This window comes from Robbsia sp. KACC 23696 (assembly GCF_039852015.1).
Taxonomy (GTDB): domain Bacteria; phylum Pseudomonadota; class Gammaproteobacteria; order Burkholderiales; family Burkholderiaceae; genus Robbsia.
In genome coordinates this window covers 315331-340867 of sequence record NZ_CP156626.1, presented here as the reverse complement: position 1 = coordinate 340867, position 25537 = coordinate 315331, and the positions used below count along the sequence as shown (strand labels likewise).

Genomic DNA, 25537 nt, shown 5'->3' with positions numbered 1-25537 from the left:
GAGCGGACGTTATCGAATGTGAGTAAGCAACGTTGGCATGACGGTCGGATATCGACCCGTTCCGGAAAGTCGATTTCAAGAATTGGCTGCGCTAAACCGGACTTCGCGCCTATGCAAGTAAAAGCCAACTTCGCATAGAAATAGACGCAGCCTATCACTGCCATAGCGATGCAAACTCGGATACGTCATGGGGCAGGTTGGACTAAATCTGGACGAATCCAATCTGCGGATCTTGGAAGACCAACGAACAGGGCGAGTTTTTCAATAATCGGCTCGAACTTTATGAAATCGTTAAATTTTCCACGATGACATATATAGTCGCAAAGCACAACCTTGTTTAATTTTTTTATCGTAATTTCATCGTCGGATGTGTTTTTGGACTTGGAGGTCACGTAAAACTGATCCTCGAATACGTCAGGCGGGAGCAAATTTTCAATGCCACCGCTTCGAATCGTATTATCTGCGTTGCGGGGTAAGCTTATTACAAGGAGGTTTTTTTGGCTGTGGTCCTTCCCCGGTTTATCGCAGTCATAGATCAGCGCCAAAGGCACAGATACTAGATTCGGGTTACTTTTGAAGAGTTTCACCGCGTTATCTAACGATCCATAACCGCCATTTTTTGCCGCACCACCTTCCTTTGTTCCGATCCAGTCGAAGACGACATTCTCAGCAAATTCAGAAAAGCCGAGAATCTCTGCTGCGCGCTTTAGGTAAAGAGGGTCGGTCTCACCTTCGCAGATTATCGTGGACTGCTTGTCAGCACCGACTGCTTCCTGCATCTGCGTTTCGAATGCTTTGGTTTCGGCAAAATATTCAAACGACTTCTGGAATTCGCTAAATCGCTCGCAGCTGATTGTCAAGCCAGAAGGCAGATCAATCAAGCTAAATCCTTGAGATCCGAATTCGCGATCCATTCCGATTGCAAACAGCGGAGCATGGGAAGTGGCAACGAACTGGACTTGCGGGAATAGTCTCATCAATCGCGGCAAGACGTTTCGTTGAAGATCCGAATGCAGATGCGCATCAATCTCGTCAATGATCGAGATTCCTGTAATATCGCTTAGTAGAATACCTGGCCTGCCCATATCCGCGTACCTGAGGATATTCAGAAAGATCGTCGCTAGCGCAGCTTGACCGGTAGATAGTGAGTCGAGACTTTTCAAAAAAATAGCGCCGCCCGCGTCTCTGAGGAATAGTTTGGAGGACGCCGCACCTCGCCCGCCGCGCGTTAAATATACAGGCTGGTCTAGTATTACGCTCAGAATATTGTTAATGGCGGCAAGCGTCCCTTGCTGCACTCGCGGAGCCAGATATTCGAACAATTCGGCATGCGATCTCGCGAGAAGCTGCAGTGCGTGCGGCGCATCTATTGCTTGATCAAGCACTACATCCGCGAGCCAAGGTTTCAGGCGTCCGAATGAACTTGCTAGAACAAGAGGTCTGGACAATTCGGCGCTAATTCGCTGGGCGAATTTCACTTCTTCAGGCTGGTCGGAACGTAGGCTTTGCCACCAAGCATCCTCATTGCGATTGACTGGGAAGAACGTAAATGATTCGTTGCTGAATATGTTTTTCAGTTGCGTAGCGTCCCCGATCACCTCTTTGTTTTGTACTGCGTCCCAGAGGGGAAATGGGGTGATTACTCGTAGCCTCTCCAGAGCTGCCTCTTCGGGTACCGCTCCAGATTTTGCTCTATAAAAGTAGCTATTTTCTGCCTGGGAGAATCTGGCCGCTGACACCTCAAATTGCTGATTTGAAGTGGTCGTCGCGCCCCCGAGCATGCGGAAAAAATACCGTTGTCCAGATTTATTGTTTGGAAGTATGTCCTGAAAGCCAGCTTGAACTTGAAGCTCAAGGATTGCATCTGCAATCGTGGAAAGCAAATTCGTCTTGCCAGCTCCGTTACGGCCTACGATGACAAGTGGCTTTGGTGTTCCATCTGCATTGAACTGCGGTTCTAGATCGAGCTTCTGCGTGGGTCCGCTGTTAAATATCAATAAATTTTTCAGATACATGAAGTTTGCTCGTATTTTCTAAAGGGGCGACATCTTCAACGGCTTGCGCTTAGTACTTTAATCGAATGAACAAAAGAATTGAACATCGGCGGCCATCAGCGGCTCGGAACTTTTTCTCGTTCGACTGGCTTTACAGTTTTTTGCCACTGGCGAAGGAATGCGCCAACGCCTCGTGATAGCTTCCGTCAACCCAGGCGTGCCAACTCGAGAGGCGTGCATCACAACATCGGGTTTCCACGGATCCGTGCCGACGCATAGCCGGGTAGCGGTTAGCCTATTCGGAAGCGCACAGTCACGACCGACCGGTTCTGGCCGATAGCCGACACTAGATCGAACCCCCAATCTCTCCGCCCGGCTATGTCAGCTTTGTGACTCGTTTCGGTCATTCGCTGCCAGGACGCCGATCGGCCGATTTGACCGAAACCCCGGCGTTAACAGCCCCCTCTCGACACCGCAACATCGCCCGAACCAGGCGCACGTCAGCGAGCGCGCAACTATCAAAAAAAGCCCGCACTCAGCATCCGTTCAGACAACACGCCAACCAGTAGCAGGCAGCAAAGCGCACGCCGACTCACACGCCCCCACCCTCACCCCATCACCTTATCCAACGTTATCGGCAGATCCCGCACGCGCACACCGGTCGCGTGATACACGGCGTTCGCGATCGCTGCAGACACCCCCGTGATACCAATCTCGCCGATACCGCGTACGCCCAGCGGATTGATTTGCGGGTCGCCGTGGCTGAGCATCGTGAGGTCGATCTCCTGGACATCGGCATTCACCGGCACGTGATATTCCGCGAGGTTCGCATTCGTATAGCGGCCAAAGCGCTCGTCGAGTTCGCTTGCCTCGGTCAATGCCGCGCCGATGCCCCAGACGATGCCGCCCATCAACTGACTGTGCGCGGTTTTCTCGTTCAATATCGTACCGACGTCATACACGCCCACCACCCGCGCGACGCGCACAGTGCCGAAGTCCGGATCCACGCGCACCTCCGCGAACACCGCGCCGAAGGAGTGAAACGCGTACTCTTTCTTCTCGCCCCCGGGCGCAACGTTGGCGGTCGCCTCGATCGGCTTGCCTTCGTTGCGCGCGACCACCGCAGCAGCCGGCTCGCGCTTGTTAGCATCGGACGTGCTGACCAGCCAACCGTTCTCGACAGTGACATCGCTCGGCGTCACCCCATGCAAAGGCGAGCCGCTATCGCCCACCGCTCGTGCAATCAAGGCATCCCGTGCGGCCAATCCCGCGGCACGGACGGCGGGCGAAACGCTGGCAGCCGATTGCGAGCCGCCCGACGAGGGCGCGTGCGGCAGGTGCGAATCGCCCAATTGGAATTGCACCTTGCTCACCGGAAAGCCCAAGGCGTCGGCGGCGACCTGGGCCATCACCGTGTACGTGCCCGTGCCGAGCTCCTGCGTGCCCGACGCAGCCACCGCCGTGCCGTCCGGCAGAATCCGCACCAACGCCGATGCGCCACTTCGATTCGCAGGATAGGTGGCCGTTGCCATGCCCTGCCCGATCAACACATTGCCGTCGCGCATCGACCGAGGCGCTGCGACACGGCGTGACCAACCGAACCGTTCCGCCCCTACCCGATAACACTCGTCCAGGTGCTTCGACGACCAGGGCAGATGCAGTTGCGGTTCCATCGGCGCGTCATTGTGTCGGCGCAGCGCCAAAGGATCCATCGACAGGCGATACGCCACTTCGTCCATCGCCGATTCCAGCGCAAAGGTGCCGGTGGCCTCGCCCGGCGCACGCGTAAACGTCGGGGTGCCGACGTCGAGTTTTACCAGCTTGTGTGTCGTCGCCTGGTTCGGCACCTGATACAGCATCCGCGATGCAATAGCCGATGTCTCGGTCCAGTCCTCGAACGTCGAGGTCACCGATACCGTGTCGTGCCGCATACCCGTCAGCGTGCCATCCGGCTGCGCGGCAACCTGCATATGTTGACGCGTCGGAGGACGATTACCGATGGGGCCGAACATCTGCGGCCGCTCCAATACGAGTCGTACCGGACGTCCGACCTGACGCGCGGCCATCGCGGCAAGCACGGTGTGCGACCACGCAGACCCCTTGCAACCGAAACCACCGCCCACGAAGGGACAAACCACGCGCACGTTCTTGACGGGAATCCCCAATGTGATTGCTACCGCGTTTTGCGTCGCGGAGATCCCTTGCGTGCTGTCGTACAGCGTCAAGTCCGGGCCATCCCAACGCGCCATCGTCGCGTGCGGCTCCATCGGATTGTGATGCTCGTACGGCGTGGTATAGACGGCGTCGAGATGCGCACTTCCCTGCGCAAGTCCGGCAGTCACATCGCCGCGCTGCGAGTTCACCGGACGGCCCAGCATCACCGGCGGCGGGTAGGCATGCGCCATCGCTTCGTCGAACGACGTATCCGGCTTATCGGCACGGTAGACAATGGCCCGCTGCAACGTATGCGCGGCATCGGTCGCGCGCTCCAGAGTTTCGGCGACGACCACGGCAACCGGCTCGTTGGCATAGCGTACGCGGTCGTCCTGCAGCAAGGTCAGCCGACGGACGGCGGGCGGCTGCGCGTCGGGCACGCCACCGTTCGGCAAACGCATCGCCGTCAGATGCGTCATGACAAACAGCACCCCGGGCATCGCCTCGATGCCGCGCGTATCGATCGACGCGATCGTGCCGCGGGCGATGGTACTGGTGACCAGTACCGCGTACGCCATTTTGGGTTCGACAACATCGCCGGAGTATTTTGCTTGCCCGGTGACTTTTGCATAACCGTCGACACGATCGATCGGCTGGCCCATGGCGATCATGCGACACCTCCCGCCGTTTTTACCGCGCGGACGATGGCGCGTTGCGCGAGGGCTATCTTGAAACGGTTTCCGGGATAGGCGCGCGCATCGCGTACCGCAAGTGCGGCCGCTTGCGTCAACACGTCATCGTTCAACGGTTTGCCGATCAGTGCCTCTTCGGTCGCCGTGGCACGCCACGGTTTTGCGGCCACGCCGCCCAGCGCGATACGCGCTTCGCGTATCAAAATACTGCCATCGCCGCTGCGTTCGGTCCTCAGCCCGACCGCGACCGATACCAAGGCGAAGGCATAACTGGTGCGATCGCGAATCTTCAAATACGTGGCGTGATCGGCAAAACGGGGGGCGGGCAGATCGATGGCGGTAATCAGTTCGCCGGAAGCGAGAGTGTTGTCATGCTCCGGCGTATTGCCGGGTAGACGATGAAATTGCGCGAACGGGATGGTGCGTTCGCCCGCCGGTCCTTGCACTTGCACCCGCGCCTCGAGCGCCGCCAGCGCGACGGCCATGTCCGACGGGTGCGTGGCAATGCACTGCTCGCTCGCCCCCAGGATGGCATGGATCCGATTGTGCCCTTCCAGCGCCGCGCATCCGCTACCGGGCGTGCGCTTATTGCATTGCGTGAAGCCGACGTCGTAGAAGTAGTAGCAGCGCGTGCGCTGCATCAGATTACCGCCCATCGTTGCCATATTGCGCAACTGGGCCGATGCGCCGGCGAGAATGGCCTCGCTCAACAAGGGATAGCGTTGGCGGATGAGCGGATGATTCGCCGCATCGCTGTTGCGCACCAGAGTGCCGATGCGCAAACCGCCATCCGGCAATTCGACGACGGTGCCGAGGCCCGGGACGTGATTGATATCGAGCAGGATTTTCGGTGTTGCCACGCCACCCTTCATCAAGTCCAGCAGGTTCGTCCCGCCGGCAATGAAGGTCGTGCCGGCACGACGCCCGCCCTCTAGCGCGGCAGGCAAGTCGCGCGCGCGTTCATATCCGATGGCTTGCATCTGACGCTCCTAGCTTTGCCGGATGGCGATGGTACGGATCGCGGCAACAATATTGGGATAGGCGCCGCAACGGCAGAGATTGCCGCTCATGCGTTCGCGGATTTCGGCATCGGACACGGCGTTTGTGGGCTGACGGACATCGGGCGTCACGGCGCTTGCGTCCCCCGCGCGTAGTTCGCTCAGCAACGCACTTGCGGAACATAGCTGGCCTGGCGTGCAGAAGCCGCACTGAAACGCATCGTTTTCGATAAAGGCCTGCTGGATCGGGCTGGGGATATGCTCGTGTGCCAGTCCTTCTACCGTCGTGATGTTTTCACCATCGTGCATGACTGCGAGACTCAAGCAGGAATTGACCCGGCGCCCGTCGGCGATCACCGTGCACGCGCCGCATTGACCGCGATCGCAACCCTTCTTCGTTCCGGTCAAGCCGGCATATTCGCGTAGCGCATCGAGCAAGGTCACGCGCGCTTCGACATGCAGTGCGTAAGGCCGTCCGTTCAGGTTCAGCGTAATGGCGTGCGGCGCGAGGTACGTTGCCGGGATCGGCGGGGCGAGTGGGGCGTTCCCTGTTGCTCCGCTCGGACCGCTCGCCGCGGTGGTGCCATCCGGCGCCTTATCGGTCGCCGAACGGGCGTCGGCGTGTTGCGCCAGCGGCAACGTGGACGACGCGCCCACGACTGCCATCACCGATGTTTGTAGAAAGCGACGCCTGGATCCATCGGGCTTGAACGGCGTACTCGGCGCATCGCTTGGTGCCGAATCGGCGTTCGGCAACGGCGCCTCGGAAGTCTTGTCGCATGACATGCTGCGCGCTCCTCGAATGCGTCGATCTGCCGACGCGGGCGTGGTAGTAGGGCTTATGTAATTTTGAGATCGCGTCCTGGATCGCTGTTCACCATAGCATGCGTTTTAAGCGGATTGCGAGACGGCGAATCGTAATCTCGCGGCGAAGCGCCAACTGTGATCGTCACGTTCGCGGCGCATGAGGCGAAGGGATGATTGTGCTTTCGGGTTAGCCCTTAGCCGGCGTCGCAACTCGCGGAGCGACGAACGCAAGCGAACGCGACTCCCTTACAAAAGCCTTTACGAGATGCATTGATTGGCACGTTCGCAAGACCGCGCGCTCACTGCTCGATCGGACTGACAAACACCTTTGCTTCGATCGCGGCCTTGACCGCTTTCGCATCGTCGAAAATCACTGCGGAGGGAAGGCCGATCTGGTCGAAGAATTGCCAGAGCGGTTTTTTCCAGGCGTAATAGCCATCTGGGCTGAAGAAGTAATGCGAGTTGCCCTTGGCAAACATCCCTTCATCCACGTAGGCCGAATTCGGGTTTCCCGCGTGGTAGGCGGCGAAGAACTGCTTGGAGAGTGTGCCATCGCCCCAATAGCCGTCGTTGTCGCCATAGAAGAAGATGGTTGGAACCGTCGAGTCCGCGCCATACGCTTTGTAGGTATCGACCAGCCCGCGCTCCCAACCACCGCAACTCTCGTTGCGGCTGCCGCCGGCAAAGTTGACGATCCCGAGGACGCCAGGCAAGTTACGCTCGCCTAATGCAACGGACGTGATGCCGCCTTGTGACTGACCGAAGACAACGATCTTTTTGCTATCGATTTCCGGGCGTTGACGCACATAATCGATCGCAGCCTGGATGCTGTCCGCCCACGTCCGCGCGAGGTATGTCACGTCACAGGTACTTCGGTAGCCTCCGGTCGATTTACCCAGCCCCTCACGATTCGGCACCAACACAGCGTAACCGCGCGCGAGAAAGACGCGTGCCTGCCATTTGAATGTGGCATCGGGCTGCATCGATCCCGGCGACTTGCCGTGGTTGATGACAACCAGCGGGAACGGGCCGTTACCTGGCGGCAAATAGAGATAGGTCGAGAGATGGACGGTGAAGATCCCGTGCTTCATCGGCACGTTGAAATGCTCGAAGCGGACAACGTCATCGGCCGCGTGGGCAGCGGAGAGGGTGAGGAATGCCGAAAGAAAAACGATCAGTAAACGATGCAGCATGATTCCCCGTTTTATTCTTTTTGTACTCCGTGAACGGTAAGCGCGTCGTCACGCGTCGCGGGAATTATAATTTGGAAATTAAAGACTTTTAAGATGCCAAACTTCTTATCAAACGTTGAGGAATCCGTCCGACGAAACACTGGAGAAAGACATCCCCGAAAGCTATGCGGAGCGCGAACACGGAGAGCGCTGTGTCGGCCGCCGAATATTAACCCGTTTAGCGTCTGCCTCCGATGGCACGCCCCCCGTTAGCGTTTCTCGTTATACGCTTTGCTCGGAGACGATTCGTAACCCAGACAGCAAGGCCGACTGCGATCCAGCAAAGGCAGAGATAGAGCAGTACGACGATTGTTTCCAGATCGTCCGTGTTGGCCAATTCGTCATGGCCAACGATGTGCAAGCCCCAACGTATCGCTATATCGATCGGGTAGGGCAAATTAATCGTCCACAGATTGATCGTCCAGCTGAGGCACCAGCCACCCACGATTGTCACGATGACGTTCAATAACCAAAGCGAAACACGGCCCGCTCTCATTGCACGACTACCGTGGCGTACGCCTTCAACGGGGAGCCAGGAACAGGAATACCAGGTTTCTGTGCCCGCAGAAAATCTGCCAACCTGTTGAATGTCGCTGGATCGACGACGGTAATGCACCCTTCGCTTAGCTTCATGCGGCCCATCGGATGCAGCCGGAAACTGCCGCGCCATACGCCGTTGACGAATGTGGAATCCCCAGACGCTGGATTCCACAACATAAACCACTTCGTGTGATCCGTCGTACCGACGCCGTACTTGGACCAGAGGTCATAGAGGAATCCAAGTACACCGCCGGATTGGCGATCAACAAGGTAGTACCGCCCTCTTGGTAGTGGGCCGATGCTGGCGATAGCGGTCGCGGCAGGGTTATCCCTTCCGCTTTTCTGCCCCGAGAAAGCAGCCACTGCCCCAAAGCCAGGGCAATTAAAGATCGATGTTGCCTTCCCGTTCAGCGCAAACGTACACTGCAGACCGGACATACGCAGCCCCCAAACCATAACGATACAGAGAAGTATCATAGTGCAGATTTGCTGAATATACACATGCCGTGACTGGATCGGACATTGCCTTCAATTTTCAGTCGCTCGGGCAAATCATCGACCAAATAAGCAAAATCCGAGTCGAGCGCAACGCGCCCTGGGAATCATCGCGAATCGTTCGGCATCGCTGCATACACGCAATGCAATCGTCAGACTGAACGTGTCGCACAAGGCCCTGTCGTATCGCGCGGCATCAATACTGGTGGTGGCGCGACACGCATCTTGTTCGGTATCGCGTCGCCGAACAGCACCAGTTCGCTCAGTAACGCGACAGCAAGATCCGCTGCCGCGACCGTCGGGATCGCGACACTCGTCAACGCCGGGCGCGACTCTCGCGCAAGTTGAATGTCGGTGATGCCGATTATCGAGATATCGCGCGGCACGGACAGGCCCATGTCCGTCGCGGCCGAAATAGCGCCCAGCGCCGGCAAATCATTGGTCGCAAAAATCGCCGTCGGACGCGGTTCCGCACGCAACAATGCCTGCGCCGCGACGTACCCACCTTGTATCGAATCGACGGTAAACATCACATCGCTATCCGACAACGGAACGCCCGCAGTGCGCATTGCGGCTTGAAATCCCTCGAAGCGCGCCGCGTGAATACCGGTGACTTCGCTGCCCACGATCGCGCTTATGCGCCGATGCCCGAGTGTTAGCAAATGGTCTGTCGCAAGCACCGCAGCGGCAAAAAAATCGACGGCGACGCAGGGAAGCTCCGGCGGTTGATCCGGCCGCTCCCACATGCATAGCACGACCGGTGCCGCATGCTTCTCTCCTCGTAACGACGCCACGTCCAGCCGGCTATTCATGACCAGCATGCCTTGCGCGAGCGTCCCGGAAATCTGGTTGAAATACGCACGCCCGATCTCCGGATCTTCGTCCGTATTACAAATGAGCAGAAACTGCCCCTGTCGCCGCGCCGCGCGCTCGGCAGCCAAAGCAAATTCGGGATAAAACGGATTGGCAATGCTAGTCACCATCAACGCGATCGTCGGCGGACGACCTTCCGCCAACGCGCGCGCCATCAAGTGAGGGCGATAGCCCACGCGCTGAATCGTATCGAGCACACGGGCGCGTGTCTCCTCCCCCACCTTGCCCCTGCCTCGAAGGACATTCGAGACGGTTGCGGCGGTTACTCCGGCGAGCCGCGCCACTTCTGCAAGCGTTGCCATAGTCATCTCTCAATTCAACGAAGATCCACAACTTCCTGTTTGCAAATTCGCAGGGAACGAGCTAAATTCATCCAAAAGCAGGACATAAAAGCATTCGGAGACGACGATCCAAGGTGTACCGGATTACCCTTAAGGGTAAAGACGTAAACATCTAGAGTCGTTAGGTTAAGCGCTTAACCTCGTCAGTTCTCCGGATTTAAACACGGAGACGGCAGCATGGCGAGTATCGCGTTGCAATCTGTTCAAAAATCCTACGGCGAGAACGCGCCCGTGATTCGCGATGTCGATCTGGAAATCGCCGAACACGAGTTCTGCGTCTTCCTGGGACCATCCGGTTGCGGCAAGTCCACGCTCCTCCGGATGATCGCCGGACTGGAAGATGTCAGCGACGGCACGGTGCGGATCGATGGGAAAGTCGTCAACGACATTCCCGCGGCGCAACGCGGTGTAGCGATGGTGTTTCAGAGCTATGCCCTGTTCCCCCACATGACCGTGTATCAAAACATGGCATTTGGCCTGACCCTGGCGAAGACACCGAAGGCGGTGATCCATAGCAAGGTCACGGAAGCAGCGCGCATCTTGCAACTCGAACCCTTGCTCGACCGCTTGCCGAAAGCGCTTTCTGGCGGACAGCGACAACGGGTGGCAATCGGTCGGGCCATCGTACGCAATCCCGGCGTCTTCTTATTCGATGAACCGCTGTCGAACCTCGACGCGACGTTGCGCGGGCAGACTCGTATTGAAATTGCGCGACTCCATAAGCAATTCACCAACGCCAGTGTCGTGTACGTCACGCACGATCAGGTAGAAGCCATGACGCTTGCCGACAAGATCGTACTGCTACACGCAGGCGCGGATACGGCGGCGTTCGGCAGCATCGCGCAGGTTGGCTCACCGCTCGATCTGTATCACCGCCCGCGTAGCCGCTTCGTCGCCGGATTTATCGGTTCACCACGGATGAATTTTCTGTCCGCTCACGTCAGCGAGCTTGGCACCGACTATGTCGTGGTCGCGCTGGACGGCGCCCCTGAGCGCCTCCGCGTCGAATTCACATCGGAAAGACATCCGCAGGCCGATAGCGCCTCCGGGCCGCGCCATGCCGCCGCCAACGCGGCCACGCCGTTGCACATCGGACAGCACGTGACGCTAGGCATTCGCCCGGAACATCTGCATCCAGTTCTCGACGATGCGCAACCGGCGGTTGATCGTCCCCGCGACACGAACCGAATCGATCGGGTCATGACGCTGGTCGAACAGCTCGGCGAACACTGCTATCTCCATCTGGAGAATGCCGACAGTACTGCGCTCATCGCCAAAGGTCCCGCCAACTGGTCGAAGGGTCGGGGCAATCGCTGCACATTCACGGTAACGCCGGACGCGTGCCATTTATTTGGGGACGACGGTCTTGCCGTGGCCCTCACCCCCGCTCATCAATTCGCGTAGGAGCCTCCATGCATATCGGCGTTTGCTATTACCCGGAACATTGGCCCGAGTCGATGTGGCGTGACGATGCGGCACGCATGAAAGCGCTGGGCATCGATCGCGTGCGTATCGCGGAATTCGCGTGGAGTCGAATCGAGCCGGCGCCAGGGGAGTATGACTGGGGATGGCTCGACCGGGCGGTGGACGTGCTCGGTGAGGCTGGCTTGGACGTCGTCATGTGTACGCCCACGGCGACGCCGCCGAAATGGCTGATCGACCAGCATCCGGACATTCTGGCGATCGGCGCCGACGGTCGACCCCGCGCGTTTGGCTCGCGTCGCCACTATGATTTCTCTTCCCCCGCGTATCACAAGGCCGCCGCCAAAATCTGTCTGGCCGTAGCAAAGCGCTATGGCAACCACCCAGCGGTGGCGTTTTGGCAAACCGATAACGAATACGGCTGCCACCACACCGTGGTGAATTACTCACCGGCTGCGAGCGAGGGTTTTCGTCGCTGGTTGAAGCTGCGCTACGGCGACATCCAGACCTTGAACCGCGCCTGGGGCACGGTGTTCTGGAGCATGGAATATCGCGACTTCGACGAAATCGATCCTCCCATAGGGACCGTTACCGAAGCCCATCCCTCGCATCGACTCGACTACCGCCGCTTCGCATCCGATGAAGTCGTGCGCTTCAATCGCATGCAGGTCGACATCATCCGCCAAACGTCGCCGGATCGACCGATCGCACACAATTTCATGCAACTCTTCACCGAGTTCGATCACTACCGCGTTGCCGACGATCTCGATATCGCAACGTGGGACAGCTATCCGCTGGGTGCTTTAGAGGAGCAATGGTTCGATCCCGAGATAAAAGCAAGATGGCTGCGAACCGGTCATCCCGATCTGGCCGCATTCAACCACGATGTCTATCGCGGCATGAGCAAACTGCCATTCTGGGTCATGGAACAGCAACCCGGTCCGGTCAACTGGGCAAATTGGAATCCCGCTCCACTACCGGGCATGGTTCGCCTATGGAGTTGGGAAGCCTTCGCCCACGGTGCAGGATGTGTCTCTTATTTCCGTTGGCGGCAGGCTCCGTTCGCGCAAGAGCAAATGCATGCGGGCTTGAATACGCCGGACAATCGTCTCGACATCGGGGGCAATGAGGCCCGACAGGTTGCCGAGGAAATCCGTGCCGTGCAGCGCCACTTGGAGAACGCCGGTAGCACGAAACATTCGCGCGCCAAGCGCGTCGCCATGGTCTGGGACTACACGTCCAAATGGGTTTTTGAGATACATCCGCAAGGGCAGGACTTTCATTACCCGCGCTTCGCATTCGAGTACTACAGCGCATTGCGCAGTCTCGGACTGGATGTCGATATCGTACCGGTGGATGCCAAGCTCGACGGCTATCCGATGATCGTCATACCGCCGTTGCCCATCGTACCGGACGACCTTGCCGTGCAACTGAAACGACTGGCCGCCACGTCGACTCAGATCGTCATCGGTCCGCGTACCGGGTCTAAAACCCAGAGCTTGACGATCCCTGCGGAACTGCCACCGGGGAATCTGCGCGCCCTCTTACCCATTCGCGTATGGCGTGTCGAATCGATCCGACCCAACGTAACCGAGACAGTGGACGGGGGAACGGCCCGACACTGGCGAGACTTCGTCGAGGCAGGCGCGGACGTCGATGTCGACGCACGCTTTTCCGACGGCCTTCCCGCAGTGCTCCGGCACGGCAACATACGCTATCTGGCAAGCCTCTTCGATGCGCCGCTGACGCAGTCAGTGTTTCAACAAGCGGCTGCCGCGGCTGGCCTCGATACGACGCCCTTGCCCGAAGGGGTGCGTATCAGCCATTGGGGCCCGCTGACGTACGTCGTCAACTATGGCGCTACGCCGTATGACATTCCGCTCGCCGACAAGGCTGGCATTGACATCGTTATTGGCGAGCGCTGCGTGGCACCGCAACAGCTTGCCGTCTTTCGTCGAACAGCAGCCTAGCCCCGCCTGCGCGTTCGACATGTCGGCGATATAGGCGGGGTGCAGGCAGATAGCAGTAAAGGCATCCGTATTCAGTAGAAATATTCGATAAAAAACAGGATATCTGGAGACAAGCAAGATGAACTTACCCCTCATGTATCGCCATGACGCTTCAGGCGGTGCGGATCGCGCCGTCGCAGCCCCTGTGTCTGTCGCAACCGCGCGCATCACGCCACGCCCTGCAGCGCTTCGCCTCGGCAATCTCTTTTCGCTGATCGGCAACCGCTTTTCCGCACGCAAGGTGGTTGGCGCAGCGACCCTGATGATAGGCGCCAGCATCTTGAATTTCGGGATAGCGCCCGCCGCCCAAGCGTCGACCCTGACAATCAATGTCGCATTCAAAGGCGCCAGTCAACGCGCCGTCTGGCAACACGTGTTCGACGAGTTTAAAACGGCCCATCCTGGCATTGACTTGAAAGTCTCGTTCGTCGATGAGGAAGCGTACAAAGTGCAGCTTCCAGGATGGCTGTCGACCACGCCGCCCGATGTCGTCACTTGGCACAACGGCGAGAGAATGGCCTATTACGCGCAACGTAATCTGTTCGATGATCTGAGCGCGGATTGGGCGAAGAACAATTGGAACACGATGTACGCGTCCACCAAGGACGCATCGTCGTACAAGGGGAAGCAATACGCGGCGCCCACCGTGTACTACTCATGGGGCATGTTCTATCGTAAGGACCTGTTCGCGAAAGCCGGCATCACGAGCGAGCCGAAGACCTGGGATGCGTTTCTCGACGCCTGCAAGAAATTACAGGCAGCCGGCATCACCCCCATCGCCGTCGCGGGCCGGGATGCCTGGACGCTTGCCGGCTGGTTCGACTACCTCGATCTCCGCATCAACGGCAATGCCTTCCATCAACAGTTGATGTCGGGGAACATCCCTTACACCGATGCCCGCGTAAAAAAGGTGTATGCGGCGTGGAAGCAATTGATCGACGCGAAGCTCTTTATCGACAACTCGCTTTCTTACGACCTCGATTCCGTTCAGCCTTTCCTGTATCAAGGCAAGGCGGCAATGATGTTGATGGGCACCTTTATCGCGGCCGGCTTTCCGGCCAGCGTGAAATCCGAGATGGGCTACTTCCAATTCCCCATCATCGATCCGAACGTGCCGACGGCGGAAGATGGGCCGGTTGAATCTCTCCACATTCCGTCAAAAGCGAAGAACAAGGCCGACGCCCACACCTTCCTCGCTTTCGTGGAAACACCCAAGATTGGTGCCGAACTCGCGGACGGGCTGGGATCGCTGTCGGCGAATAATCAATCTCCGCCGCCGGTCGAGCCCATCTCTAAAATCGGCTTTCAGATTCTGTCCGATACGAAGGGCGGCATCGCGCAATTTTACGATCGGGATATGACGAAGGAGATGGCCGATATCGGAATGGAAGGCATGCAGCAATTCATGTCGAACCCTTCTCAGATCGACTCGATCCTCACGCGCCTGGAAGCGGCACGTAAGCGTATTTATCATAAATAGCGCGCAAGGAGCATCCGAATGAAAGTGGAGGCCATGAAGATGTCCAAGGCCGCGACCAACCGCCCCGTGAAGCGCGCCCGCACCACGAGCGCGGTAACGCGGCAACAACGGCGCGCCGCATTTTTGTTCCTGGCGCCGGCATGCATCATGGTCGCCATCTATGTTGTATGGCCGATCCTGTCGTCGATCGCGCTGAGTTTCTACAACTGGGACGGCATGTCGCCGAAGGTATTCGTCGGCGTGGCCAACTACACCGAACTCTTTCATACGGACACGTTCTACACCGCGCTTAAAAACAACCTGCTCTGGCTGGTCCTGTTTCTGCTCGCCCCACCGATGGGGCTGGCAGTTGCGCTCTACCTGAATCAAGCGGTCACCGGCATCCGCTTGGTCAAATCGCTGTTCTTCGCACCATTCGTCTTGTCCGGGGTCGTGGTCGGCTTGATGTTTTCATGGTTCTACGACCCGACGTTCGGCTTGCTGAAAGTGTTTCTCGGACAGGGCATCCCGATATTAGGGGACGCCCGCTATGTAACGTTCGGCATCATCTTCGCCGCGCTATGGCCTCAAACCGCCTACTGCATGATCTTGTATCTGACCGGTTTGACGTCGTTGAATGCCGAACAGATCGAAGCCGCGCGCATGGAGGGCGCACAGGGATGGTCGATGCTGTGGCACGTGATACTGCCGCAACTACGGCCCACGACATTCATGGCAGTCGTGGTCACGATCATCGGCGCACTGCGCAGCTTCGATCTCATCGCCGTGATGAGCGGTGGCGGTCCCTACCAAAGCTCGACGGTGCTCGCCTATTACATGTATGACCAGGCGATCAAATACTATCGCTTGGGTTATTCCGCCGCCATCGCCGTAACGCTGTTTGCGATCATGATGGTTTATATCGTGTTCCATCTGCGCCGCTTGCTGCGCCAGGAACGCTGACAGTCGATCCCTTCTTGGATGGAGAACACGATGTATCCGATACCGATTGCCAAATGGCGCCCACGCTATCGTTTGATCTACAAGCTGTCGTTGCCGATAACGCTGATTATCTGGTTGCTACCGCTCATCGCCGTCTTGGTGACCTCGGTGCGATTGTCGGACGAACTCGCTGAGGGCAACTACTGGGGTTGGCCGCGGCACTTCGCGATGATCGATAATTATCGCGAGGCCCTGACCACATCGCCCATGTTGCATTATTTCTGGAACAGCGTGTTGATCACGGTACCGTCCGTCGTCGGCGCTATCACGCTGGCGGCGATGGCGGGGTTCGCTTTGGCAACCTATCCGTTTCGCGGCAACACCGCCTTGTTTGCGACTTTCGTCGCAGGCAACTTCGTTCCGATTCAGATTCTGATGATTCCGGTCCGCGACCTATCGATGCAACTGGGCTTGTTCAATACCGTCGGGGCGCTGATCCTCTTTCATGTCTCGTTTCAGGCTGGGTTCTGCGCGCTGTTTTTGCGAAACTTCATCAAACAGTTACCGTTCGAATTGACCGAAGCAGCGCGTATCGAGGGCGCGAACGAGTGGATCGTATTTTATAAAATCATCCTGCCATTGATACGGCCAGCACTGGCGGCGCTGTTTATCCTCGTATTCACGTTTGTCTGGAACGACTATTTCTGGGCGCTGTGCCTGACCCAAGGCGACGACGCCGCGCCGCTGACGGTCGGCGTCGCTGCCTTGAAAGGGCAATGGGTGACGGCATGGAATCTCGTTTCCGCCGGCTCCATTCTGGCCGCGCTGCCATCGGTCCTGATGTTTTTTGCGATGCAACGGCATTTCGTCGCCGGCCTAACGTTCGGCGCGACCAAAGGATAAGGCAGCACGACAAGGCGGCGTTTGGTATCGGTCCAGCGGGCGCGCCGGACCGTCTTGAAATGAAGCGCTATTGATGGATTTCGCTGGCAACGCTTTGCAAGCGCTTGAATGCCTCGAATCGCGCCATGTGCAGCGTGGCGATTTTGCCGGCCGACGGTTCGTATCGCGTTTTGACCTGGGACATCTGCCGCATCGCCACACGCAGTTGATCGAACTCCCCCGCCGCGACCGCGCCCAGCATCGCCGCCCCTAACAACACCGGCTCGTCCGCTTGCGTGGCCAAGACCGGCTTGCCCGTGGCATCGGCCAGCAATTGGCGGATCAGATCCAATCGGCCCGCGCCGCCGCTGATCACGATCCGATCGACAGGCGCGCCGGCCGCTGTCTGCACGTCGATAATCTGCCGCAGACCGTAACCAATGCTACAGATCCCGGCGATGTAGAGGGCAATCAGGCTATCCATGTCTCGTTCCATACCGAGACCGGCGATCACCGCCCGCGCGTGCGGATCCGCCATCGGCGCACGGTTTCCTAAAAACTCCGGGACGATATGCACGCCTTTCGCCAGCAACACTGTTTCGGACAGCCCGCCCGCCGACGCTTCCGCCTGGTGCGCCAGCGTCACCATCAGCGGAACCCCGCTCTGTGCAGCCCGATCTTGCGCCGCGGCGGTTGCGGGATGCATCAATAGCAATTGTTCGATGGCAGCGCCGGCGACGGATTGTCCGCCTTCATTCAACCAGGTCTCGGGCACCATCGCGGAAAAATACGGCCCCCACACGCCCGGCACAAAAACCGGCGTTGCCGTCGTGGTCATCGTGCAGGACGATGTCCCAAAAACATAGGCGAGACAGGACTCCGGATCGCCCGCGGCGCCCACCGTGCCGATCCCGCCCGCGTGCGCATCTATCGCGCCTGCCGCGACGCGTGTGCCTGCCATTAGGCCCAACGCCTCCGCCGCGCTGGCGGTCAGCCCCTCGCCAAGCGCGGTCCCCGGCGCGACAGCCCGCTGACCAATCCGCACGAAGTCTTCGTCCGCTAGAACGCCCAGGCCGACGGCGTGGAAATAGCTGTCGTCCCAGCGGTTCTCGTGGGCGAGATAAGTCCATTTACACGTGACGGTGCACGTCGAGCGAGATAAGCTGCCACTCGCGCGCCACGTCAAATAATCGGTGAGATCGAAGAACTGCCAGGCGGCGTCGAATACCTCGGGCTTGTTCTCACGTAACCAGAGCAGCTTGGGCGTTTCCATTTCCGGAGAGATCTTGCCGCCGACGAATTGCAGCACGTCGTGCCCGATCGCATTGATGCGGTCCGCTTGACCGACCGCGCGATGGTCCATCCAGACGATGATGTCTCGCGCCGCATCGCCCGATGCGCCAACGGGCAATGACCGCCCTTCCTGCCCTACGACGACCAAGGAACACGTCGCGTCAAAGCCGATCCCGACGATCGCCTCTGGCGCCAGCGTGCTGTTCGCGAGGGCATCTTTGACTGCCCAGCACACCGCATTCCAAATTTCGGCACTGGATTGCTCGGCAATCGAGCCGCTTGCTTGATACAGCGTGATGTCGCGCTTCGACAGGGCGACCATTTGCCCCGCGAGATCGAATATGGCGGCACGCGCGCTGCCCGTTCCGACGTCGACGCCAATCACGTAACGTGCGTCCGTGCCCGTGGCGGCAGGAGGTAATGACGTCATGGTGTCAGAGATCCACATTCGTCGGCAGAATGACCAGATCGCGAATCGTCACATTGCGAGGCCGTGTCAGCATGAAAAGAACCGACTCGGCGACTTCCCTGGCCTGCATCAGACTGCCAGCCGCCAATGCCTCTTCCATCTTCGCTTTAGGCCAATCGTCCAGCAGCGCGGTGACGACCGGACCCGGCGCGACTGCGCCCACGCGTATGCCATGCTTGAACAACTGTCGCCGAAGGGTATGCACAAAGGCTTGCACGGCAAACTTGGACGCGGTGTAGACGGGCTCCCATACCACCGGCACGATGCCCGCGATCGAGCTGGTGAAGATAATATCGCCCGATTGCTGCGCAATCATATGCGGCAAGACGGCATGCACGGAACGAAACGCCGCATTGACGTTCAGGTTCAATACGAGATCCCACTCATCGGGATTGCCCGCTGCCACGTCGCCTCCCACATAGGCACCTGCATTCGCGTGAAAAACATCCAGGCCGCCGGCCAGCGTGAGGATGTTCGGCAACAGCGCCGACACGGACCGCGGATTCAGCAAGTCCACGACCAATGGCAATGCGCCGGGGCCGAGTTCCTGACAAAGCTGTGTCAGCTTATCGGCCGCGCGATCGATTAGGACGACGGTCGCCCCTGCGGCCAGAAACGTGCGCGCGCATTCGAGGCCGATTCCGGAAGCCGCGCCGGTAATAGCGACCACCTTTCCTTTTAGCGATTCACTCATCTTTACATTCCGTCGAGCAGTGGATTAGGAACGACCGTGAGACACGCGAGATCGCCGAGCAAGGGAGTCGACAATCACGGCGATGGCGAGGACCGCACCGGTGATCATGAAGCGCAGCGAAGAAGAAAGGTTCAACAAGGTCAAACCGCTCGCGATGGACTGAATGACGATGATGCCGAGCACCGCGGAATACGCGCTTCCCCGTCCCCCGAAAAGACTGGTTCCACCGATCACCGCCGCTGCGATGGCGTTCAGATTGACATCGCCGCTTCCCGCCTGTTGGCTCGCGGAGGCGAGGCGGGCAGCGGTGAGGACACCGCCAAGGGCAGCCAGACTGGCACACAACACAAACGCGCTGGTGTAAATCGCACGGACATTGATACCGGCGCGTCGCGCGGCCTCGTGGTTGCCGCCCACCGCGTTAATGGATCGTCCCCAGCGTGTGCGCGTCAAGGCATATTGCATGACGACGGACAGTCCCAGAAACAAACCGAACATCAAGGGGACGCCGCGGCCTTTATTGAGATAGAGCACGAAGGCTTCCAGCAATACCGTTATCGCCAGACTCTTGATCAACAGTCCCTTTACCGACGGTGCCGACAGATGCATGGAGCGTCGACGCTGCCCGTTCCGGATACCCACGGCGAGGATCACGGCACCCGGCGCCAGCGCCAGTAAATACGAGATAAGGGCCGGAATAACGATCAATTGCCCCAGGCTCACCAGGGTCGAATCATACGGCAAATTGATCGATCCGCTCGTTCCCAGCACATAGAGTTGCAGACCCAGGAGGGCCAGCAGGCCGGACAACGTTGCGACGAAACTCGGCATCCCCAGCCGGTTGAACAGCACGGCGTACAACGCGCCGACGGCTGCGCCAACCGCCACCGCGGCGACGACGGCCAACAATACGGGCCAGCCTTCGTTGACCCACAGTACCCCGACCAATGCCGAGGCAAAGCCGCTGATGGAGCCAACGGAAAGATCTATCTGGCCGACCATCAGCACGCAGACAATGCCTAGGGAGATGACGCCCACGGTGGAACAATCGAACAGCAGATTGACGAGGTTGTCGGCAGATAAAAAGACGGGATTAAGCGAGGTGAATACGGACCAAATAATGATCAGCCCTGCTACCACCGGCAAGGAGCCCAGATCGCCGGATTTAACGCGCGCGAGGAAGGCAAGCACGCTGCTTTTAAGGCCGCTGGCATGCTTGACGCGGACGTCGCTACGATCGAGTAAAGGGGCCGGCGTGTTTTGATTGTCGTGGCTCATGGTCATTCCCTTACCGCCGTGCTGAGGTCTGCGCGTTCCGTCTCTGCCTGGCGCTTTCCCGCGCGCCGCGAAACCGCATTTTCGGTGGCGCCCGTAATGGCCGCGACGAGCTCTTGATTGGAGGAGTCTGGATAAAAAATGCCATTGTTGCGGCCCAGCCGCAGCACGACGATCCGATCCGCCACCGCACGTACATCCTCCATGTTGTGGCTGATCATGATCACCGCATGACCGCGATCACGGACCCGTTCGATCAGATTCAGGACCTCGGCGGTTTGCGCGACGCCTAACGCTGCGGTGGGCTCATCAAGCATGATGAGTTTCGGGTCCAGCAGCAGCGAACGTGCGATCGCCACCGTCTGCCGCTGGCCGCCCGATAGCGATGCCACGACGTCGCGTACGCTGGGAATACGCGCGGACAGCTCGTTGAGCAGCGTCCACGCGCGCACCTCCATCGCCACTTCGTCGAGCCGAAGCGCGTTCAACTCGCGCCCTAGATAAATATTGGCAACCACATCCAGGTTCTCGCACAGCGCCAGATCTTGAAATACCGTCGCGATCCCCAGATCGAGCGCCGCGCCAGGCGTGGACAAAGCGATCTCTTTGCCGTCGAAGTGAATCGTGCCTGACGTCGGCTGATGCACGCCCGCCAGGATCTTTACCAGCGTCGATTTTCCCGCGCCGTTGTCGCCGACGAGGGCCACCACTTCACCGGCGTGCACATCGAGGTCGATATCCGTCAACGCAGAGACGGCACCGAAGTTTTTCGACACCCCGCGCAGGCTTAGAACCGGCGTCGCGGTGACGGAGCGTTTGTCGTTATCAGTCATAAGACGGGATCTCATTATGCGAAAGAAGCGGCTCAGCTTATCGAGCCGCTTCGCGCCTTTCGGCAAGGCATGTCACGGACAATCAGTGCGCGATGCCCAAACTTGCGCAGCCCGCAGCGTATCGCCCGGTGCACAAGTCTTTCGCCGATGCGATCCCCTTATCCACGACCTCCGTCTTCAAATTCTTGGCCGTGATCACGCTGGGCGTGAAGAGTTGGGAGGGCGTTTTGAACAGCGTCGTTTCCGCCTTTGGCGTCTCGCCGGAGAGATAGGCGACCGCAACCTTCGCCGCAGCGGCAGCCACGACCTCGCTCGGTTTCAAGATCGTGTTGTATTGATCGCCCGAGATGATCAATTGCAAACCGGCCAGCGTTGCGTCATTTCCTGTGACAGGCGGCACCGGGTTCACGCCCGCGGCCTTGAACGCCGCAACGGCGCCGCCGGCGGTCCCGTCGTTCGCCGCCACCACGCCCACGATCTGTGAACCAAAGCGGGTGATCTGGCCGCTCACCCACTGCTGCGCCTTTGGCGGAGCCCATTCCGGGGTGTCGTATTCCGCCAGGGTTTTATAGCCGCTGCCTTCCAGGCCCGCGTGCATCCCCTTTTTGATCAGTCCGGCAGCCGCATCGGTCGGGGAACCGCCCACGGCGAGAATGCCCCCCTTGCTCGCCGGTACGCCGGTGTCTTTCAAATGCTGAACGAGCGACTGCGAAATCAGCTTACCGATCCCCTCGTTGTCGAACGAAATATAGTAATTCGCGGGCGTGGTCGGAACGGGCCGATCGTAGGCGATCACTTTTATGCCTTGCGCCTGCGCCATCCGCACCAGCGAGGCTGCCGCCGTCGAGTCAACCGGGTCGAGCACAATGACCTTGGCGCCCTGCGAAATCACTGAATTGAATTGCTGCTGCTGTTGCGCGACATCGGCATTCGCGTTTTGATATAAGACCTTGCATGCGGGGCACAGCTTGGACATCTCGGCTTTGAAACCCGGGAAATCGTGCTGCTCATAACGCGTGGAAGCCTGGTCCGGCATCAGGAACGCCACGGTGCCGCTGGGGGCCGCGTGTGCCGCAGTCGCGCCGATCAAGCTTACGGCCAGGCTTAGCGCACGAACCGCATTCAGGCTGTTGAACATCCTCTTCATTGCATGTCTCCGTTTTTCTTAGAAATCCCGGCGTTTGCGGCCGTGGCTCATCGGTGCTACCAACAGCGATTCTCTTTTTTATTTCAGTGCTGATATTTTTCGCGACATATGACGATGGCATTAATACGTTTTCCCAAATATTGGGATGGGATTGACGCTGCATCGCGATGCTGTCTCGGCGTACAACGATACAACAAAATTACCGGGTTTATCAGTAATCAATTACTGAAAGCTGTGGCAATTGTCTGCCGCAGCTTTTGTACTAGGGTTAATACTTAAGGTCGTCGACAAGAAATCGCAGCTTCTTAAATTAGATCATTAAAAAAGGCACAATCCTTACGATCTCATTCGATAAGAGTGCGAGACAGGGCCGGCGCGACCGACTCAATAGGGATCAGACACGTGCCTGCAATGCGGGCAATGGTCTTGTCACCCGCGACTTTTCCACATGGCAGCGCCCGCTCCTTTTTACGTATGGTGCGCTTAGGGGCGATAGGAGAATGCCTTCTAATATCTTTCCCTTCACGACTGCCTTTGCTTGAAATATATTTTGGATGGCTAATTATTAATCCACGTATGATTGCCTATTCGATAGTATATCCACCGGGAATTAGAGGGCCATCGACTAACGCCGAGCGGCAAACGACGTCAATTTTGTCATTTTTGACTGAGTGGCGGGGAAATGTCGCGAGGCGCTCTTCGAGCATAAGCGAAAGGCACACCATGACCGGCGACCGATGCCATAAAAACACAAACGCCGACTAGAAAGTCGGCGGTTTGCTTTGAAACGCTTCGGACCCACGCTGCGGAAGTAGATTTTGCTCCCCGAGCAGCGGACACCTATATACCGTGGTGGAGAGGAGGAGGATCGAACTCCCGACCTCCGCATTGCGAACGCGGCGCTCTCCCAGCTGAGCTACCCCCCCAACTGAAAACCAGTCTAGCAACAACAATATGCGATGACAAGCCGGGGCGGGCCCCTTACTTATTCGGTGCGCCTTCCAACACCCACTGCACTATCGTATGCGCATCGGCCTGGCTTAGCCCCGGATGCGACGGCATCGGCACCATCCCCCACACGCCCGCGCCGCCCTTGATCACCTTCGTTGCCAGCTTGTCTTCTGCTGTCGCGTCGCCCTTGTACTTCTTGGCGATGTCCTGAAACGACGGCCCGACCATCTTCCGGTCGATCGCATGGCAGCCCATGCAGGAATTTCCCATCGCCAGCATCATGGCCGAGGTCGCATCCACCGCGGCCATCGCCGGCGCTGCCGCGACCATCAATATGGCCGCACCCGTCGCGGCACCGCACTTCAAGACGAGCTTCTTCATATCCGATCGATTCTGTAAAGAGAGAGGGCGTGGCGGTTATCACTCCGCCATCGCATAACGCGCATCGTTAAATGCCACGGCAGCGAAGATAGGCTATCTCTAAAAAAAATCGCTATCTCGCCCGGGCTTGATCTTTTTACGGCAACTTGGTGGTCTTTGGATTACCCGATACCGGAGAATGTGCTTCGCCCACCGGCGCCGGCGCCTGCTGCTGCAACGGCTGCGACGTCACGCCCATGCTCGGAATCGCGCCAGTCGTGACGCCGGCCGTATCCGCGCTGTTGGGATCCGCGCTCGGATCGCCCCCCGGCGTGGCCGAGGAACTATCCGGCCCTGCCGTCCGGTCCGGCGCCGTCGACATGAAGGCATCGTCCGTCGTCTTCGACGGCAGGATGTATTGATACGCCTTCACGACCTGCGTCACGCCCGGCACGCGGCTCGCGATGTCCGCGGCGCGGGCGCCCTCAGCACGCGTCACCAAGCCCATCAGATACACGGTGCCGCGCTCCGTCACCACCTTGAAGTGGTTCGCCGACAAATCCTTCTCGGCGATCAACGACGACTTCACCTTGCTCGTGATGAACGTGTCGTTCGAGCGCGCACTGAGCATGCTCGCCGGCTGCACCGCCAGCTCGTTCACGATGCTCTCGACATCGGCCACATTGCGAATGATGGCCGTCGCATATTCCTTCGCTGCCGGCGTCGGCACTTCCCCCACCACCAGCACGCGACGATTGAACACGGCCACATCGGCGTGCGAACCCTGCGGCAGATCGCCCGACAACTGCGCGGCGGAACGAATCTGGATCTCGCGGTCGTCGGCCTGCGTGCCCACGGTCCGACGATCGGTCGCCACCAAAGCGCCCCCGCCAGCACCTGCCGCCGCACCGATCAACAGCAGCGGACATCCTTGCAATGTCGCGGCAATGCCGAACGCGAACAACGCACTTGTCACTCCCCGAACCACCCATCCGCGTCTGCCGCGTGTTGCCGTCATCTGTGCATTACTCCCAGTTTTCGTTTGTTGTTGCGCCGCCGTGCCCTGTCGCCAAGTCGTCGGTCAGTCCTCGCCCAGCAGCATCGTGTCGATGCCGTCGCACAGGCAGTGAATCGTCAGCAGGTGGATCTCATGCACGCGCGCGACCCGCTGGGTGCTCACGCTCAAGTGCACATCGGTATCCGTTAGCAGGTCGAGCATCGTGCCGCCATCGTTGCCAGTCATCGCCACCACCAGCATGCCGCGCTCATGCGCGGCCACCACGGCCGCCATCACGCTGTCGGCGTTTCCGTCGGCCGTGATCGCCAACAGCACGTCGCCGTGCTGTCCCAGCGCGCGCACTTGCTTGGCATAGAGCTGATCGAGATCGCTGTGACCGCCCACCGCATACAGCAGCGAGGCGCTCGTCGAAAGCGACACGGCAGCCAGACCCGGCCGCTCGCGCTCGTAGCGGTTCACCAATTGCCGCGCGAAATGATCGGCAATGGCCGCCGATCCGCCATCGCCGCAGACCAGCACCTTGTGGTTGTCGACGAGCGCCGAGAACAGCGTGTCGACGGCCGCGCAGATACCGTGCGCCAGTCCGTCCAGCGCCGCCTGCTGCGCAGCGGCGCTTTCATTGAATTGCTTCTGTATGCTTTCTATCGACATGCCGCC

Annotated in this window: 20 protein-coding genes and 1 tRNA gene; 5 read left to right on the top strand and 16 right to left on the bottom strand. The window is 58.9% G+C overall.

Going from position 1 to position 25537, the window contains the following annotated elements; all coding sequences use genetic code 11:
- Positions 1-185: 185 nt before the first annotated feature.
- From ABEG21_RS01320 to ABEG21_RS01290, 7 genes are all read right to left on the bottom strand, one after another.
- On the bottom strand, positions 186-2015 hold the full coding sequence (locus ABEG21_RS01320) for an AAA family ATPase (RefSeq protein ID WP_347555504.1): 1830 nt from the start codon (positions 2013-2015) through the stop codon (positions 186-188).
- Positions 2016-2602: 587 nt separating this feature from the next.
- A complete protein-coding gene (locus ABEG21_RS01315; protein ID WP_347555503.1) occupies positions 2603-4819 on the bottom strand; it encodes a xanthine dehydrogenase family protein molybdopterin-binding subunit in 2217 nt (738 codons plus the stop codon).
- A complete protein-coding gene (locus ABEG21_RS01310) occupies positions 4816-5820 on the bottom strand; it encodes a xanthine dehydrogenase family protein subunit M (protein WP_347555502.1) in 1005 nt (334 codons plus the stop codon). Before ABEG21_RS01310 ends, ABEG21_RS01315 begins: the two co-directional genes overlap by 4 nt.
- 9 nt (positions 5821-5829) lie before the next feature.
- Positions 5830-6504: a 2Fe-2S iron-sulfur cluster-binding protein gene (locus tag ABEG21_RS01305; RefSeq protein WP_347556563.1), complete on the bottom strand. Its 675-nt coding sequence runs from the start codon at positions 6502-6504 to the stop codon at positions 5830-5832.
- 440 nt (positions 6505-6944) lie between these two features.
- Positions 6945-7838, bottom strand: a complete 894-nt coding sequence (locus tag ABEG21_RS01300) for a CocE/NonD family hydrolase (RefSeq protein ID WP_347555501.1) — start codon at positions 7836-7838, stop codon at positions 6945-6947.
- Positions 7839-8369: 531 nt separating this feature from the next.
- Entirely contained in the window at positions 8370-8855 is a 486-nt protein-coding gene (locus ABEG21_RS01295) for a DUF2778 domain-containing protein (protein ID WP_347555500.1), read from the bottom strand.
- Between the two features lie 209 nt (positions 8856-9064).
- The gene (locus tag ABEG21_RS01290) at positions 9065-10087 is read right to left on the bottom strand and encodes a LacI family DNA-binding transcriptional regulator (RefSeq protein ID WP_347555499.1); all 1023 of its coding nucleotides are present in this window, start codon (positions 10085-10087) and stop codon (positions 9065-9067) included.
- A 216-nt stretch (positions 10088-10303) separates the two neighbouring features.
- Between ABEG21_RS01290 and ABEG21_RS01285 the strand changes: the two genes are divergently transcribed.
- The 5 genes from ABEG21_RS01285 (at position 10304) to ABEG21_RS01265 (ending at position 16861) form a co-directional block, all read left to right on the top strand.
- Positions 10304-11530: an ATP-binding cassette domain-containing protein gene (locus ABEG21_RS01285; protein WP_347555498.1), complete on the top strand. Its 1227-nt coding sequence runs from the start codon at positions 10304-10306 to the stop codon at positions 11528-11530.
- A gap of 8 nt (positions 11531-11538) precedes the next feature.
- Complete coding sequence (locus ABEG21_RS01280; protein ID WP_347555497.1) at positions 11539-13518, top strand: beta-galactosidase; 1980 nt, start codon at positions 11539-11541, stop codon at positions 13516-13518.
- 301 nt (positions 13519-13819) lie between these two features.
- The gene (locus tag ABEG21_RS01275; RefSeq protein WP_347556562.1) at positions 13820-15037 is read left to right on the top strand and encodes an ABC transporter substrate-binding protein; all 1218 of its coding nucleotides are present in this window, start codon (positions 13820-13822) and stop codon (positions 15035-15037) included.
- Positions 15038-15076: 39 nt separating this feature from the next.
- The gene (locus ABEG21_RS01270) at positions 15077-15979 is read left to right on the top strand and encodes a sugar ABC transporter permease (RefSeq protein ID WP_347556561.1); all 903 of its coding nucleotides are present in this window, start codon (positions 15077-15079) and stop codon (positions 15977-15979) included.
- A gap of 30 nt (positions 15980-16009) precedes the next feature.
- The gene (locus ABEG21_RS01265; protein ID WP_347555496.1) at positions 16010-16861 is read left to right on the top strand and encodes a carbohydrate ABC transporter permease; all 852 of its coding nucleotides are present in this window, start codon (positions 16010-16012) and stop codon (positions 16859-16861) included.
- A 67-nt stretch (positions 16862-16928) separates the two neighbouring features.
- On the opposite strand, the gene ABEG21_RS01260 is transcribed toward ABEG21_RS01265, so the two are convergent.
- The 9 genes from ABEG21_RS01260 to ABEG21_RS01220 form a co-directional block, all read right to left on the bottom strand.
- Complete coding sequence (locus tag ABEG21_RS01260) at positions 16929-18563, bottom strand: FGGY-family carbohydrate kinase (RefSeq protein ID WP_347555495.1); 1635 nt, start codon at positions 18561-18563, stop codon at positions 16929-16931.
- A 4-nt stretch (positions 18564-18567) separates the two neighbouring features.
- A complete protein-coding gene (locus ABEG21_RS01255; protein ID WP_347555494.1) occupies positions 18568-19296 on the bottom strand; it encodes an SDR family oxidoreductase in 729 nt (242 codons plus the stop codon).
- Between the two features lie 24 nt (positions 19297-19320).
- Complete coding sequence (locus tag ABEG21_RS01250; protein ID WP_347555493.1) at positions 19321-20574, bottom strand: sugar ABC transporter permease; 1254 nt, start codon at positions 20572-20574, stop codon at positions 19321-19323.
- Positions 20575-20576: 2 nt separating this feature from the next.
- The gene (locus tag ABEG21_RS01245) at positions 20577-21404 is read right to left on the bottom strand and encodes an ATP-binding cassette domain-containing protein (RefSeq protein ID WP_347556560.1); all 828 of its coding nucleotides are present in this window, start codon (positions 21402-21404) and stop codon (positions 20577-20579) included.
- Between the two features lie 82 nt (positions 21405-21486).
- Positions 21487-22551, bottom strand: coding sequence for a sugar ABC transporter substrate-binding protein (locus tag ABEG21_RS01240; protein ID WP_347555492.1), 1065 nt, complete (start codon positions 22549-22551; stop codon positions 21487-21489).
- An 850-nt stretch (positions 22552-23401) separates the two neighbouring features.
- Positions 23402-23477: transfer RNA gene (locus ABEG21_RS01235), tRNA-Ala, on the bottom strand.
- Positions 23478-23532: 55 nt separating this feature from the next.
- Entirely contained in the window at positions 23533-23883 is a 351-nt protein-coding gene (locus tag ABEG21_RS01230) for a c-type cytochrome (RefSeq protein ID WP_347555491.1), read from the bottom strand.
- A 136-nt stretch (positions 23884-24019) separates the two neighbouring features.
- Positions 24020-24880 (bottom strand): BON domain-containing protein, encoded by an 861-nt coding sequence (locus tag ABEG21_RS01225; RefSeq protein WP_347555490.1) that lies wholly within the window; start codon positions 24878-24880, stop codon positions 24020-24022.
- 63 nt (positions 24881-24943) lie between these two features.
- A complete protein-coding gene (locus ABEG21_RS01220; RefSeq protein ID WP_347555489.1) occupies positions 24944-25531 on the bottom strand; it encodes an SIS domain-containing protein in 588 nt (195 codons plus the stop codon).
- Between the last annotated feature and the right edge of the window lie 6 nt (positions 25532-25537).